This is a genomic window from Azospirillum sp. TSH20 (genome assembly GCF_003115935.1).
Taxonomy (GTDB): domain Bacteria; phylum Pseudomonadota; class Alphaproteobacteria; order Azospirillales; family Azospirillaceae; genus Azospirillum.
Map to the genome: position 1 here is coordinate 16,943 of NZ_LGQU01000043.1, position 15,657 is coordinate 32,599.

Here is a 15,657-nt window from a genome sequence, read left to right on the forward strand (position 1 = left end):
GCATGCACCGCCTGCTGCAAAGCCAGTTCAAGCGGGTGCTGGGCCTGCCGACCGCCGAGGCGGCGGACGCCGTCCTGGCTGAGCTGAAGGCGCTCGCCGGCACCCCCGGCCTGTCGGCCGACGCGGCGCGGATGCTGGGCTCGCTGCCGGCGCTGTTCGCCCGCATCGGCCAAAGCTATGAGCAGGCCGACCGCGACCTGACGCTCAGGGCGCGCAGCCTGCAGCTGAGTTCGGAGGAGCTGGCCGACACCAACGAGCGGCTGCGGCGCGAGGCGGCGGCGCAGGCCCATGCCATCCGCCGGCTGCGCGGCATCGCCAACAGCCTGCTGCGGGCGGACGGCCGCCCCGAATTGCCGGATTCCGCCGACAGCGGCCCGACCGACAGCCTGGAACGGCTGAGCCAGCTGATGGCCGGACTGGTGGAGGAACGCTCGGCGGCGCAACGGGCGTTGGAGCAGCAGAAATTCGCGCTCGACCAGCATGCCATCGTCAGCATCACCGACCACCGCGGCATCATCACCTACGCCAACGACAAGTTCTGCCAGATCAGCGGCTTCAGCCGCGAGGAGTTGCTGGGCCGGTCGCATCGCATCGTCAATTCCGGGCGCCATCCCTCCGGCTTCTTCGCGGAAATGTGGCACACCGTCATGGATGGGCAGGTCTGGCACGGCGAGATCTGCAACCGCACCAAGGCGGGCGAGGAGTATTGGGTCGCGGCGACCATCGTCCCGCTGCTGACCGCCGACGGCCAGCCGCACCAGTACATCGCCATCCGCACCGACATCACCGAACGCAAACGGATGGAGGCGGAGCTTGAGGACAGCCGGCGCTTCCTGCAGAGCATCACCGACAGCATGGGCGAGGGCGTCTTCTCGCTGGACCGCAACGGCTTCTGCACCTTCCTGAATCCGGAAGCCGAACGTCTGCTGGGCTGGTCGTTGGCGGATCTGCGCGGCATCACCCTGCATGACGCCGTGCATTACAAGGACGGGCAGGGGCGGCCGGTCTCCGGCGCGGACTGCGCGGTGCTGAACACCGTCCGGCGTGGCGAGATCCATCGTTCGGAAACCGACCATTTCGTCCGGCGCGACGGCACCATCTTCCCGATCGCCATCACCGCGGTGCCGCTGCGCGAGGATGGCCGCATCGTCGGTTCCGTCACCGTCTTCCAGGACATCACCGAACGCCAGCGCATACTAACCGCTCTGCAGGAAAGCGAGGAGCGGCTGACGGTGGCGCTCGACGCCTCCAACACCGGGCTGTGGGACTGGAACCCGGTGACGGACCACGCCTATTTCTCCGACCGCTGGCTCGGCATGCTGGGCTATGCCCCCGGCGAGCTTCCCGGCAACGGCTCCACCTGGCTCGGGCTGCTGCACGAGGGCGACCGGGAGCGCGTGCTGGCGACGCTGGAGGAGCATGTGGCCGGACGCGCCGCGGTCTACGAGGTCGAGTTCCGCATGCGCCACAAGTCGGGTGCCTGGGTCTGGATCCTGTCGGCCGGCAAGGTGACGGAGCGCGATGCGGACGGCCTGCCCACCCGCATCACCGGCATCCACAAGGACGTGACCGACCGCAAGCGGACCGAGGACGAACTGGCCCGCGCCAAGGAGGAGGCCGACCGCGCCAACCGGCAGAAGAGCGATTTCCTGGCCAACATGAGCCACGAGATCCGCACGCCGATGAACGCGGTGATCGGGCTCAGCCACCTGATGATGAAGACGGAGCTGACGCCGCGTCAGCGCGACTATCTGGACAAGATCCACGCCTCCTCGCGCAGCCTGCTCGGCATCATCAACGACATCCTCGACTTCTCGAAGGTCGAGGCCGGAAAGCTGACGATCGAGGCGATCCCCTTCCACATCGGCGACGTGCTGCAGGAGGTGGCGACGGTCGTCCTGCCCAAGGTGCGGGAAAAGGGGCTGGAGCTGATCGTCGACCTGCATGGCGGCGTGCCGGGCACGCTGGTCGGCGACCCGCTGCGGCTGGGGCAGGTGATCCTCAACCTCGTCTCCAACGCCGTGAAGTTCACGGAGCGGGGCGAGGTGGTGGTGACGGTGGACGGGCGCATCGGCACCGGCGACGATTACCGGCTGGAGGTCGAGGTCTGCGACACCGGGATCGGCATGTCGCCGGAACAGGCGGCTGCGCTGTTTCGGCCTTTCACCCAGGCCGACAGCTCCACCACGCGGCGCTTCGGCGGGACCGGGCTGGGGCTGGCGATCTGCCGGCAGCTGGTGGAACTGATGGGCGGCGGGGTGTCGGTGGAAAGCCGGCCGGGGGAAGGCAGCATCTTCCGCTTCGCCATCCGCTGCCGCGTCGCGGCCGGTGACACCGCCGACGACCGGCTGCCGCGCCACCTGATGGAGCGCCGGGTTCTGGTGGTGGACGACAGCGACGCCGTGCGCTCCATCCTGACCGACATGCTGGAACGCTTCGGCCTGACCGTGGAATCGGTCGGCGATGGCTGGTCGGCGCTGCGCCGGCTGGAGGAGGGGCAGGCCGGGGCGAAGCCGGCGGTGGAGCTGGTGGTGCTGGACTGGCGCATGCCGGACCTCGACGGGGTGGAAACGCTGCGCCGTCTGCGCGCGCTGCCCGGCGCCCAGCCGCCGGTGGTGATGACCACCGCCTATGGCGGCGATGGGGGGCAAGGGGCACTCGATGGGGCGCTGGGAGAAACGGCCGGCCCCGCCGGGCCGGTCACCGCCGTGCTGGAAAAGCCGGTGACGCCGTCCGCCATGTTCGATTCGGTGATGATGGCGCTGGGCGGGGCGGCCCGGCCCGCCGATACCGCACGCCGGGCGAACGACCCCACCCAGTCGACGGAGCTTTCGGCGCTGGTCGGGCGCAGCGTTCTGCTGGTGGAGGACAATCCGGTCAACCAGCAGGTCGCCTGCGGCCTGCTGGAACTGGTCGGCATCGAGGCGACCGTGGTCGGCAGCGGCGAGGAGGCCCTGCAATGCCTGCGCGAGGTGAAGTTCGACCTCGTGCTGATGGACGTGCAGATGCCGGGGCTCGACGGGTATGAGACGACGCGGCTGATCCGCCGCGAACTGGAGCTGTCGAGCCTGCCGATCATCGCCATGACCGCCCACGCCATGGCCGGCGACCGCGAACGCTGCCTCGATTCCGGCATGAATGACCATGTCTCCAAGCCGATCGATCCGGACACGCTGTATGCGGCGCTCGCCCGCTGGCTGAAGCCGGTGCGCGGGATCGGGGCTGCCGCAGCCGGAGCGGCCGCGATGCCGGCCGCCGCCGTATCGGCCGCCCCGGCCCTGCCCGACAGCCTGCCGGCGCTCGACCTTGCCGTCGCCCGGCGCAATGTGAACGGCAACCTCGCCCTGCTGCGCCGGATCCTGACCGATTTCGCCGCCACCCACGAGGGGGAGGCCGTGCGCCTGGCCGCCGCGGTGCGGGAGGAGCGCTGGAAGGACGTGCTGCGGCTGTCCCACACGCTGAAGGGAACCGCGGCCACGATCGGCGCCATGGACCTGTCCGCCCTGGCCGGACGGATCGAAGCCGGTGCGATGACGGTGCCGCCCGTCCTGGAAGACGGGGTGCTCGACCGGCTGGCCGACGCGCTCGCGCTGGTGGTGGAGGGGATCGGCACCCTCGGGCGGCCGGCGGCGGACAGCGTTCCGGCGGCGGAGCCGCCGATTGCGCCGCCATCCTCGGCGGCCGGGCTTCCGCGCGACCTGCTGCGGGCCGCGCTGCCGCTGGCCGACCGGCTGGGCGGTCTGCTGATCGCCGGCGACCCGGAAGCCGGCGATTTGGCCGATGCGCTTGCCCGCCTGCTGACCGGCAGCCCGGTGGCGCAAATGGCGGAGCGGGTGAACCGCCATGCCGGCGCCTTCGATTTCGACGACGCGGCCACCGCCCTGACCGAACTGCGCGACCGCCTGCGTGACTGGAGAGAGACCGCGACATGAGCCTGCCGAACCCGGTCGGACTGCCGAACGGCGACAAGCCGCGCATCCTGGTCGTCGACGACGAGCCGATCAACCTGAAGGTCATGGCCGACCTGCTGCGCGACAGCTATGGCCTGATCGTGGCGAAGGACGGGCCGCAGGCGCTCGCCCGTCTGGCCGGCGACCCGCTGCCCGACCTGATCCTGCTGGACGTGATGATGCCGGGCATGGACGGGGTTGAAGTCTGCCAACGGCTGAAGGAGGATGCCCGCACCCGCGACGTGCCGGTGATCTTCATCACCGCCATGGGTCAGGTCCATGACGAGACACGCGGGTTCGAGGTCGGGGCGGTCGACTACATCACCAAGCCGATCTCTCCGCCGGTGGTGCTGGCGCGGGTCCGCACCCACATCGCGCTCCGCGAGGCGCGGCGCGCGCTCGCCGACCAGAACCGGCAGTTGGAGGACCGGGTGGCGGAGCGCACGCGCGACCTGCTGCGCGCCCAGGACGCCACCATCCGCGCCATGGCCTCGCTGGCGGAAACCCGCGACAACGAGACCGGCAACCACATCCGCCGGACCCAGAACTATGTGCTGGCGCTCGCCCTGCATCTCAGCCGTGATCCGCGCTATGCCGGCCGGCTGGACGAGGAAACCATCGAGCTGCTCTACAAATCGGCGCCGCTGCACGATGTCGGCAAGGTCGGCATCCCGGATTCGATCCTGCTGAAGCCGGGCAAGCTCAGCGACGACGAATTCCATGTGATGAAGACCCACGCCGCGCTGGGCCACGACGCGATCTTCGCCGCCGAAGGGCAGGCGGAGATCGCGTTGGCCGGCGAAAGCTCCTTCCTGCGCATCGCGCGGGAGATCGCGCACGGCCACCACGAGCGCTGGGACGGCACCGGCTATCCCCAGGGACTGGCGGGGGAGGCGATCCCGCTGTCGGCCCGGCTGATGGCGGTGGCCGACGTGTACGACGCGCTGATCAGCCGCCGCTGCTACAAGCCGCCCTTCCCGCACGAGAAGGCGGCGGCGATCATCCGCGAAGGCAGCGGCAGCCATTTCGACCCCGCCGTGGTCGCTGCCTTCACCGCGCTTGAGGACGAGTTCAGGGATATTGCCAGCCGGTACAGTGACGAGGAGTAACGGCGCGGTCCCCCGCTAAATCCAGGAATCGTCCCCACCACCGCTGCCGCCGTCGTCGAAGGACGAATCGTCGTACGATGCATCGTCGGCCGGCGGCGGATCGGGGTTGTAGGAGACGTCCTGCGCCGCATCCGGCGCCGTGTCGGCCTGCGGTCCCTGGTCGTCACCATAGTAATTGTTGTTGATGACGGTCTCGTTGATCGTCTCGCCGCCCAGAGGCTGGGCCATCGCCGTGCCGAAGGGGCCGGGCGAATGATGTAGCAGGGAGGAGATGGCGCTCGCCGCCAGCATGCCGCCGGCCACCCCCGCCGCGGTCTGCGCCGCGCTGGCGAAGAACCCGCCGCCGCGCGGGGCCATGCCCGGCTGCGGGAAGGGGGGAGGGCTGTATTGCTGCTGCGGATAGGCGGCACCCGGCGCGGCACCCCACGGGCTGCGGCCGGCAACCGGCTGGCCCTGCGCCGGCTGGGAATAGGACCGGGCAGGGGGAGGTTCGGCACTGCGGCCCCAGGGGCTGCGGCCGATGCCGAGCGCGTTCGACAGGAAGCTGCCGCCGGATTGCGCCGGCTGGGCCGGGCGGTCGCGCAGTTGCCGCTCCAGTTCCTCGATCCGGGTCTGGGCTGCGGTCAGCGCCTGCTGCTGCACCAGCACCGTCTGCGCCATGTAATAGGACGACAGCGGCTGGTCCTGGACCGACCGGCGGATGAAGTCCTCCGCTTCGGCGTCGCGCGGCTGGGATTGCTGCTGCGTTTCCACCTCGCGCAGGCGGCGGAACAGGTCGGACAGAAGCGTGCGTTCCTCGGGGGTCATCGACGTCTCCTAACATGGCGCCCGTCGCAAGGGGCGCCACCCCTTGATGTGGAGTCACCATCCCCCGCCGGACAGGTCCCCCACCGGGAGGTTCCATCCTTGGAGCCTGTCCCGTCCCCACAACGCGGCATCGGTCACTTGGTTTCGCATCACTGGAAATATTACGCAAAAGAGTCGAGGACTTGCCGAACGTTCCGAACGTGGTTCTTTGGACGGTTGATCGTTGGCCTGACCATTGTGGGAAGTGAGGCGGCTATATCGGCTATGGCGTCGCCGGCGTAACATATGACATTGACGGGGGTGCCTTTTTCCAGGCCGATAGGCCACATTCGTGATGCGACCGCCCGGCGGCGCCGGTTGTGAAGCCGAGACCAAGAATGAACAGGCGCCGAGCGATGGTGGAACTGACCGACCTGGAGCGCGATGCGCTGACCGAGTTGGTGAACATGGGGGTCGGTCGCGCCGCCACCCATCTCAGCCGCATGGTCAACGACCAGGTCCTGCTGTCCGTGCCGACCGTGGACATCGTCAGCCGGCAGGAGGCGTCGGATTTCCTGACCGCGCGCGAACGCCACGGGCTGGTGGCGGTGGAGCAGCAGTTCCAGGGCTCCTTCGACGGCCGTGCCATGCTGATCTTTCCGGAGGCCAACAGCCTGGAACTGGCCCGCGCGGTCCTGGGCGGCGAGCTGACCCTGGCGGAGATCGTCGATCTGGAACAGGACGCCCTGGCCGAAATCGGCAACATCATCCTGAACGGCTGCCTGGTGGTGGTCGCCAACGCGCTGAGGGACCGGCTGACCATCTCGCTGCCGGCGGTTCTGCGCGGCGACGGCGCCAACATCCTGACCGACAAGGCCGGAGGCGCGGACGAGCTTGTGCTGTTCCTATACATCGATTTCACCATCCGCAGCCGCAGCATCCGCGGTTACATCGCCCTGCTGATGGGGGTATCGTCCCTGCAGTCGCTGAAGCAGTTGATCCACGCCTTCATCGAAGGCATCGCCGCCGAAGAACCCTCATCCGCCGGAACGTCGCATGGCTCCCAGATTGCCTGAACAACCCACCTGGGCGCTCGATGTCCTTGGCGCGCTGGATGCGGGCATCCTGCTTCTGGACCGCCATTGCCGCGTCCTCTACTGGAACGGCTGGATGGAGCAGGCCTCCACCCTGACGGCCAGAGAGATCCTGGGGCACGACCTGTTCGATGCCCTGCCGAACCTGCGTGAATCGCGCCTGCACATCGCCGTACGCGATACGCTGGCCACCGGCGCGCCCGGCGTCCTGTCGCACACGCTGAACCCGATGCTGTTCCCGCTGCGCCTGCCCGACGGGCGGCGGATGGTCCACAATGTTGTGATCCGCCCGCTGCCGTCCAACGCGTCGTCGCCCCATTCGCAGTCGGCCGGCAGCGAGGCACGCTGCCTGATCCAGGTGACCGACGTCACCGCATCGGTGAACCGCGAGCGGGTGCTGCGCGAGCAACGCGACGCCCGTTACCGCGCCATCGTCGACACCGCCCCCGACGCCATCATCACCACCGACACCCGCGGCATGGTGCAGTGGATGAACGGCACCGCCACCCGCCAGTTCGACTACCGCCCGGACGAGCTGATCGGCCAGAGCGTCAGCGTGCTGCTGGGCGACGACGCGCCCGACTGGATCGCCATGGCGGAGCGCAGCGGACTGGGCGCCAGCGGCATGGACGCCGCCACCCAGCCGGTGGAACTGTCCGGCCGGCGCCGCGACGGCAGCCACATCGACCTTGAGCTGTCGATGGCGCGCTGGGAATCGGAAGGTCGCAGCTTCATCACCGGCATCCTGCGCGACATCACCGAACGCCGCCGCACCCGCGAGGAGCTGCGGACCAGCGCGCTCGCCATGCGCCAGCTGGCCGAACAGACCAAGGCGACGCTTGACGCGCTGCCGGCCTTCATCGCCGTGCTCGACCGCTCCGGCCATATCGTCTCGGTCAACCGCGCCTGGGCGGAAGCAGGGCCGGAAACCAGCTTCCTCGGCCAGGGCTGCATCGTCGGCGACGACTATCTCGACCATTGCGGCCGCGGGGAAACCGCCGACCCGCGGGCGGACGGCGTGATGGAGAGCTTGCGCACGCTGCTGAACGAGGGCGGCCCGCCGGTGTCGGCCGAGTACGTCACCAACACCCAGCACTGGTTCCGCTGCCTTGCCGCGCCGATGCCGGCCGGTCCCTTCGGCGGCACGGTCCTGATGCACATCGACGTGACGGAGATCAAGTCGATGGAGGCGGCGCTGCGTAAGCTGGTCGGCCAGAAATCGACCCTGCTGCGCGAGGTCAACCACCGCGTCAAGAACAGCCTGCAGCTGGTGTCCAGCCTGCTGACGCTGCAAACGCTCAGCCTGCCCGACGAAGGGGTGCGGGTGCATTTCCAGGATGCCCGCAGCCGCATCGAGGCGATCGCCCGCGTCCACAACCGCCTTTACCAGGCCGACCAGTTCCAGACCATCGAGTTCGGCACCTACCTGAACGAACTGTGCGAGGATCTGGCGCGTGCGTCGGGCGGAGACAGCATGTGCGATATCGTCGTGCGGTCCGACGTGATCGACCTGCCGATCGACCATGCCGCGCCGCTCGGCCTGATCGCAAACGAGCTGATCACCAACGCGGTCAAGCATCGCGGCAACGGTCCGGCGCGGGTGACGGTGACCTTCATGCGCGAGGCCGACGACCTTGCCCTGACCGTTTCCGACCGCGGGCCGGGCCTGCCGTCCAACTTCGACATCCGCAAGAGCCGCAGCCTGGGCATGCGCCTGGTCTCCAGCCTCGCCGGCCAGATCCGGGCCAGCGTCGACATCGACACCACGCCGCAGGGCACCACCTTCCGCATCGAACTGCCGGTGCCGGACGAGGTGCCGCTTCTCGAAGCGACGTCCACCGAGGAGATCGGGGGATGAAGATCCTGCTGGTGGAGGACGAGGTGCTGATCGCGCTGGAACAGCAGCTCTATCTGGAGAATGTCGGCCACAGCATCATCGGCCCGGCGATCACCGCGACGGAGGCGGTGGAGATCGCCACCGCCGACAGGCCCGATCTGGCGCTGGTCGACGTGCATCTGGGCATGGGCACCAACGGCATCGACGCCGCGCGCGGGCTGACGAAGCTGGGCGTGCCCTGCCTGTTCATCACGTCGTTCCGCGACGAACTGAAGAAGGACGGTCCGCTGACCGGCATCGGCTGTCTGCCCAAACCCTTCACAGAAAGCGGCCTGATCGCCGCGGTCGACGTCGCCCGCGCGATCCTGGCGGGGGAGACGCCGCGCAACGTGCCGCAGACGATGGAACTGTTCGTGTGAGGGGAGGGGGCGATCCCCTCCCTCAGCCCCCGATCCGGCGGATCGGCTCCGGCGCCGACTGCTGTTCGAACAGGCGGCGGTAGAGCCCGCCCGCCCGGTGGAGCAGGGCGGCGTGGCTGCCTTCCTCCACAACCCGGCCCTGGTTGAAGACCAGGATGCGGTCCAGCGTGCGGACGGTGGACAGGCGGTGGGCGATGATGATGGCGGTGCGGCCCTGCATCAGCCGCTCGATCGCCTCCTGGATCAGCGCCTCCGATTCCGAATCCAGGCTGGAGGTCGCCTCGTCCAGGATCAGGATCGGCGCGTCGGCCAGGAAGGCGCGGGCCAGCGCCACCCGCTGACGCTCGCCGCCCGACAGCTTGACGCCGCGCTCGCCGACCAGCGTCGCATAGCCCTTCGGCAAGCGGGCGATGAAGTCGTGGGCGTTGGCGAGCTTGGCCGCCCGCTCGATCTCCGCCATCGACGCGCCGGGGCGGCCATAGGCGATGTTCTCCGCCAGCGTGCGGTGGAACAGGATCGGCTCCTGCGGGACGATGGCGATCTGCGAGCGCAGCGACTGTTGGGTCGTCGCCGCGACCTCCTGCCCGTCGATCAGCACACGGCCGTCGGTCACGTCATACAGGCGCTGGATCAGCTTGACGAAGGTGGTCTTACCCGACCCCGACGGCCCGACCAGTCCGACCCGCTCCCCCGCCTTAATGGTCACCGACAGGTCGCGGTAGAGGGGGGTGGTGTGGCCGCCATATTGGAAGGTGACATGATCGAAGCGCACCTCGCCCGCGCCGATGCGGATCGGCGTCGCGTCCGGCCGGTCCTCCACCCCCAGCGGTTCCGCATGGATCGCCACCAGCTCCTCCATCTCGTTGACGGAGCGCTGGAGGTGGTTGATGTGCATGCCGATGTCGCGCAGATAGCCATGCACGACGAAATAGGTGGTCAGCACATAGGCGACGTCGCCCGGCGTCGCCTGCCCCCGCCACCAAAGCCACAGCGCCGTCGCCACCACGCTGCTGCGGATCAGCAGCAGAACCACCAGCTGCACGGTGCTGTGGCGGGTGTGGCGGGTCCAGGTGCGGTGGGTGCGGCGGCTCCACTTGTCGACCACGCCGGCCAGCCGGTCATCCTCGCGCGGCTCGGCACCGAAGGCCTTGACCACCGCGTTGCAGCCGATGGCGTCGGCCAGCGTCCCACCCAGTTTCGTATCCCAGGCATTCGACAGCCGGGCGGCCGGCGCGATGTAGAGGGTGGAGAACATCACCGTCATCGCGATGTAGACCGCGGTGCCGAGCGCTATGACCAGCCCCATCGCCGGCCAGTGCAGCCCCAGCGTCACCATCGTGCCGATCAGCACGACCAGCGACGGCCACAGCGCCAGCAGCAGCGTGTCGTCCAGCGTGTCGAGCGCCCACATGCCGCGGGTGATCTTGCGCACCACCGACCCGGCAAAGCTGTTGGCGTGCCAGTCGGTGGAAAAGCGCTGGATGCGGTGGAAGCTGTCCTGGCCGACATCGGCCATGATGCGCAGGGTGAAGGGGATGACGCCACTCCAGGCGAGATGGCGCATCACCACCATGCCGACGCCCAGCGCCACCATGGCACCGAAGGCGGTCAGGGCCGCATGCAGCGCCGCGTCGCGGTCGCCCGGCAGCAGGGTCAGGGCATCGACCAGCCTGCCGGCGAACAGCGGCATGAAGACGTCGGCCAGCGTCGCCAGGGCGATGGCTCCGGCGATGCCGACGGCCAGCGGGGTCTGGCGGCGCCAGTGACGGAAGGTGAAGGCCAGAACGCTGCGGATGGCGTTCGGGCGCGGGGTGCGTTTGGACAGAGCCATGGGTTCCAACCGGGGCAGGGCCGGCCACGCAGGCGGCGGCGCCGCCAAAAGCAGCGTTGGGGGGAAATGCGGCAATGATCGCCCTCTCTCCCCCGGGGAGAGGGAGGGGACCCACGCCGGAGGCGTGGGGAGGGTGAGGGGGATGCGTGGCAGGACGTTGCGAAAATCCCCGCCGTGCATCCCCCTAACCCTGACCCTCTCCCCAGGGGGGAGAGGGGAATGGGGCGTGCGCCCTTTACCGTCACCGGCCCTTCAAATTCGTCTGGCGCGGCTTCATGCCGGAAGGCTTACCTCCAGCCCCAGCCGGCTTCGCCCCCGGCGGCTTGCCAACCGGCGGCACCACGCGGCGGCCCTGGCCGGCCTGCTGGGTGAGGAAGGACTTGCACTTCGGCCCCTTCTCGCGCGGCTTGGCGGTGGCCCCGACCGGCTGCCAGGCCGGGATCAACTGCTCCTCGCCCGGTCCGATCAGGTCCTCGCGGCCCAGGCGCTTCAGCGCCTCGCGCAGGATCGGCCAGTTCTCCGGATCGTGGTAGCGCAGGAAGGCCTTGTGCAGGCGCCGCTGCTTCAGCCCCTTCGCCGACGACACCATCTCCGACCCGACGCGGCGAACCGGACGCAGGGGGTTGCGCTCGCTGTGGTACATCGCGGTCGCCAGCGACATCGGCGAGGGCAGGAAGGTCTGCACCTGATCCGCCTTGAAGCCGTTCCGCTTCAGCCACAATGCGAGGTTCATCATGTCCTCGTCCGTGGTGCCGGGGTGGGCGGCGATGAAGTAGGGAATCAGGTAGAGCTTCTTGCCCGCCTCCTTCGCCGCCTTGTCGAACATCCGCTTGAACTCGTCATAGGCGCCCATGCCGGGCTTCATCATCTTCGCCAGCGGACCCGGCTCGGTGTGTTCCGGCGCGATCTTCAGGTAACCGCCGACATGGTGGGTCACCAGCTCCTTGACATATTCCGGATTGCGCACGGCGAGGTCGTAGCGCAGCCCCGACGCGATGTGGATCTTCTTCACCCCCGGCACCGCGCGGGCCTTGCGGTAGAGCTGCACCAGCGAGGAATGGTCGGTGTTCAGATTCTTGCAGATGTCCGGGAAGACGCAGGACGGGCGCCGGCAGACGGATTCCGTCTCCTTGTCCTTGCAGGCGAGGCGATACATGTTGGCGGTCGGCCCGCCCATGTCGGAGATGACGCCGGTGAAGCCCTTGGTCTTGTCGCGGATATGCTCGATCTCGCGCAGGATGGAGCCTTCCGACCGGCTCTGGATGACGCGCCCCTCATGCTCGGTGATCGAGCAGAAGGAACAACCGCCGAAGCAGCCGCGCATGATATTGACCGAGAAGCGGATCATCTCCCAGGCCGGGATGCGCGCATCGCCATAGGACGGATGCGGCGCCCGCGCATAGGGCAGGTCGTAGACGCCGTCCATCTCGTTGGTTTCCAGCGGGATCGGCGGCGGGTTCAGCCACACGTCGCGGTCGCCATGGCGCTGGACCAGCGCGCGGGCGTTGCCGGGATTGCTCTCCTGGTGCAGCACGCGGCTGGCATGGGCGTAGAGCACCTTGTCGGCCGTCACCTGCTCGAAGCTGGGCAGGCGCACCGCCATGCGGTCAGCCCCGGCGGCGCGCGGCGACACCGGCGCCGACGGATCGTCGATGGAGCTGCTGTCGACCACCGTCCAGCCTTCCGGCAGGGAAGACCGCATGATGGCAGTGCCGCGGATGTCGGTCATCGCCTTGGGCGACTCACCCTTCAGCGCACGCTGGGCGATCTCGATGATGGCACGTTCGGCATTGCCGAAGACCAGCATGTCCGCCTTGGAATCGACCAGGACGGAGCGGCGGATCTTCTCGCTCCAATGATCGTACTGGGCGATGCGGCGCAACGACGCCTCGATGCCGCCAAGGACGATGGGCACGTCCTTGTAGGCTTCGCGGCAGCGCTGGGAATAGACGATGACGGCGCGGTCCGGCCGCTTGCCGCCCTCGTCGTTCGGCGTGTAGCTGTCGTTGTGGCGCAGGCGACGGTCGGCCGTGTAGTGGTTGACCATCGAATCCATGTTGCCGCCGGTCACGCCCCAGAACAGCCGCGGCTTGCCCAGGATCTTGAACGGCTCCGCACTGCTCCAGTCCGGCTGGGCGATGATGCCGACCCGCAGGCCCTGCGATTCCAGCAGCCGGCCGATGATGGCCATGCCGAAGCTGGGATGGTCGATATAGGCGTCGCCGGTGACGACGATCACGTCGCACTGGTCCCAGCCCAGCCGGTCCATTTCCGCACGCGACATCGGCAGGAAGGGCGCCGCCTTGGGGCGCACGCTCCGGTCCGGGCGGTGGGCGAACAGGTTGGGGGCCGCGAGCATCGCGTTCTCCGGATCTCTATCAACAATGCGGATGGATAAGCCGACAGTCTTACCCTGTCGTCCGCCAAATTCCCACCGCTGATAACGCAGCGGAGCAATGGGACATTGTGCGGGGTGGCGCGACAGCTATGTGGGACGCCCCACAGCCGGTGCAAGGGCCGGCCATGGGGGTTGGGCACGGGGAAGGGCAGGGTGCCGTTCAGGCGGCGACACCGTCCGCCCCCACGGCCCGTCCATTGCGGCGAGCCACCACCCAGCCGATCAGCGCACCGGCCAGCAGCACCAGCGCCGCGATCAGGAAGGCTGCACCCGGAAGCGGGAACAGCGCTTCGCTGCCCACCGAAGCGGAATAGACCGCCCCGAAGAAGACCGGCGACAGGATGCCGGCGACGCTGGCCACGCTCATGTTGGCACCCTGCAGCTGACCCTGTTCCGACGGGCTGACCCGCTGCGTCATCAGCGACTGGATGGTCGGCATCGCCAAGCCCCACAGCGCGTTCGGCAGGATGGCGAGCGCGAACCAGCCGCCATTCGGCGCCAGCCCCATGCAGGCCAGCCCGACGGCCCCGCCGAACAGGCCGACGACCATCGTGCCGCGGTCGCCCAGCCATTTCACCATGCGCGACACCACCAGCCCCTGCATGACCATGTCGAGCGCGCCGACCACCGCCAGCAGAAGCCCGACATCCCAGGCGCTCCAGCCATAGCGATGCGCGGCATAGAGCACGAAAACGGCGGGGAAGACCTGATGGGAGACATGAAGCATGAAATTGACCATCGACAGACCCGACAGCTCCGGGTGCGAACGCAGCAGCCGCAGCGCCCCGAACGGGTTGGCCCGGCGCCAGGAAAAGGCCATGCGGTTTTCCGGCGGCAGCGATTCCGGCAGCACCACCAGACCATAGAGGAACGCCAGCCCGCTGAGCAGGCCCGCCCCCCAGAAGGGTGCCCGCGGCGAGATTTCGCCCAGCAGACCGCCCAGAAGCGGACCGGCGATGAAGCCGGCGCTGAATGCGGCGCCGATCAGGCCATAGGCGCGCGCCCGCTGCTCCGGCGGCGTCACGTCGGCCATATAGGCGAAGACGGTGGTGAAGCTGGAGGAGGTGACGCCGGCGATCGCCCGTCCGACCACCAGCCACCACAGGTTCGGTGCCACCGCCATCAGCACATAATCGGCCGCCAGACCCAGCGCCGACAGCAGGATCACCGGCCGCCGCCCGAACCGGTCGGATAGCGACCCGATCACCGGGGAGCAGAAGAACTGCATCAGCGCCCACAGCGCGATCAGCGCACCATTGATGGTGCCGGCCTGGGCGTCGGCTCCGACGAACTGCTCGATCAACGCCGGCAGCACCGGAATGACGATGCCCATCGCCACGATATCGAGCGCCGCGGTGACGAGAATGAAGGCCGTCGCGGCCTTGCGCGGACGAAGAACGGGAGACATGGAAAAGACCTTCAGGAACAACGAGGTTTAAGGCGCCCGAACAGGGCGCGGGCGCGCCCCGGCCAGAGAGGGCAGGCCGGGCGGCATCGCGCAATGAAGCATCATCATAGGATGCGCGCAGCCGGTTGTGAAGCGAATTATTTCCGATAGCGGATATGTTTTGCCGTCGCACGCGGTCAGGTCGGCTTGCCGATCGCCGCCATCGGCAAATCCCTGTATGCGCTGATCGCTTTGTCACCCCTCCAGGGTGCGCTCGATCCGGCGGTCAGGCACCAGCCACAACAGGATCACCAGGACGTACAGCAGGATGGACAGCCATTGCAGGATGAAGGCCGCCGGAATGGCCAACACATAGATGGCCAGGCTGATCTTGCCCTTCAGATCGGATCCGACGGCACGCGCCACGGCCGACTCCCGGCCGCCGCAGGCGATGATCGCATGTTCGGTCAGGCTGTAGCCGACCGCCGCCATGCCGAGGACGACGCCATAAGCCGCCGTCGCCACCGGCGAGAACGAACTGTCGTCGAGCCAGCGGATGACGAAGGGAACCAGCGACAGCCAGAACAGCAGAAAAAGATTCGCCCACAGAACCCGCCCGTCGATCCGCGTGGTCGCCTGCAACAGATGATGATGGTTGTTCCAGTACAGTCCGACATTGATGAAGGACAGCACATAGGCCAGCAGAATGGGAACACGCTCCGCCAGCGCGGCAAGACTGCCATCAACCGGCACCTTCAACTCAAGCACCATGATGGTGATGACGATTGCCAGCACCCCATCGGTGAACGCCTCCATCCGGCCGGCCTTCATGATCGATCTCCGGAG

The 15,657-nt window shown here is 68.3% G+C and carries 10 protein-coding genes; 5 read left to right on the forward strand and 5 right to left on the reverse strand.

Going from position 1 to position 15,657, the window contains the following annotated elements; translation table 11 throughout:
• Nucleotides 1–2: 2 nt before the first annotated feature.
• Entirely contained in the window at nt 3–3,932 is a 3,930-nt protein-coding gene (locus TSH20_RS12380; protein WP_109075025.1) for a PAS domain S-box protein, read from the forward strand.
• Nucleotides 3,929–5,059: a two-component system response regulator gene (locus TSH20_RS12385; RefSeq protein ID WP_109075026.1), complete on the forward strand. Its 1,131-nt coding sequence runs from the start codon at nt 3,929–3,931 to the stop codon at nt 5,057–5,059. Before TSH20_RS12380 ends, TSH20_RS12385 begins: the two co-directional genes overlap by 4 nt.
• Nucleotides 5,060–5,074: 15 nt before the next feature.
• Here the strand turns inward: TSH20_RS12385 and TSH20_RS12390 are convergent, their stop codons facing one another.
• Complete coding sequence (locus TSH20_RS12390; protein ID WP_109075027.1) at nt 5,075–5,866, reverse strand: DUF2076 domain-containing protein; 792 nt, start codon at nt 5,864–5,866, stop codon at nt 5,075–5,077.
• A gap of 377 nt (nt 5,867–6,243) precedes the next feature.
• Between TSH20_RS12390 and TSH20_RS12395 the strand changes: the two genes are divergently transcribed.
• Genes TSH20_RS12395 through TSH20_RS12405 form a run of 3 tightly spaced genes read left to right on the forward strand, consistent with a single transcriptional unit; the run spans nt 6,244 to nt 9,195 of the window.
• Nucleotides 6,244–6,921, forward strand: a complete 678-nt coding sequence (locus tag TSH20_RS12395; RefSeq protein ID WP_247870637.1) for a chemotaxis protein CheX — start codon at nt 6,244–6,246, stop codon at nt 6,919–6,921.
• Nucleotides 6,902–8,797, forward strand: a complete 1,896-nt coding sequence (locus TSH20_RS12400; RefSeq protein ID WP_109075029.1) for a PAS domain S-box protein — start codon at nt 6,902–6,904, stop codon at nt 8,795–8,797. The genes TSH20_RS12395 and TSH20_RS12400 overlap by 20 nt, the downstream gene beginning before the upstream one ends.
• The gene (locus TSH20_RS12405; protein WP_109075030.1) at nt 8,794–9,195 is read left to right on the forward strand and encodes a response regulator; all 402 of its coding nucleotides are present in this window, start codon (nt 8,794–8,796) and stop codon (nt 9,193–9,195) included. Before TSH20_RS12400 ends, TSH20_RS12405 begins: the two co-directional genes overlap by 4 nt.
• 22 nt (nt 9,196–9,217) lie before the next feature.
• Here TSH20_RS12405 and TSH20_RS12410 read toward each other — a convergent pair whose 3' ends face one another.
• From TSH20_RS12410 to TSH20_RS12425, 4 genes are all read right to left on the reverse strand, one after another.
• Nucleotides 9,218–11,026 (reverse strand): ABC transporter ATP-binding protein, encoded by a 1,809-nt coding sequence (locus TSH20_RS12410; protein ID WP_109075031.1) that lies wholly within the window; start codon nt 11,024–11,026, stop codon nt 9,218–9,220.
• Nucleotides 11,027–11,267: 241 nt separating this feature from the next.
• Entirely contained in the window at nt 11,268–13,385 is a 2,118-nt protein-coding gene (locus TSH20_RS12415) for a YgiQ family radical SAM protein (RefSeq protein WP_109075032.1), read from the reverse strand.
• A gap of 199 nt (nt 13,386–13,584) precedes the next feature.
• The gene (locus TSH20_RS12420) at nt 13,585–14,832 is read right to left on the reverse strand and encodes a TCR/Tet family MFS transporter (RefSeq protein ID WP_109075033.1); all 1,248 of its coding nucleotides are present in this window, start codon (nt 14,830–14,832) and stop codon (nt 13,585–13,587) included.
• 234 nt (nt 14,833–15,066) lie between these two features.
• On the reverse strand, nt 15,067–15,642 hold the full coding sequence (locus TSH20_RS12425; protein ID WP_109075034.1) for a TMEM175 family protein: 576 nt from the start codon (nt 15,640–15,642) through the stop codon (nt 15,067–15,069).
• Nucleotides 15,643–15,657: the final 15 nt, after the last annotated feature.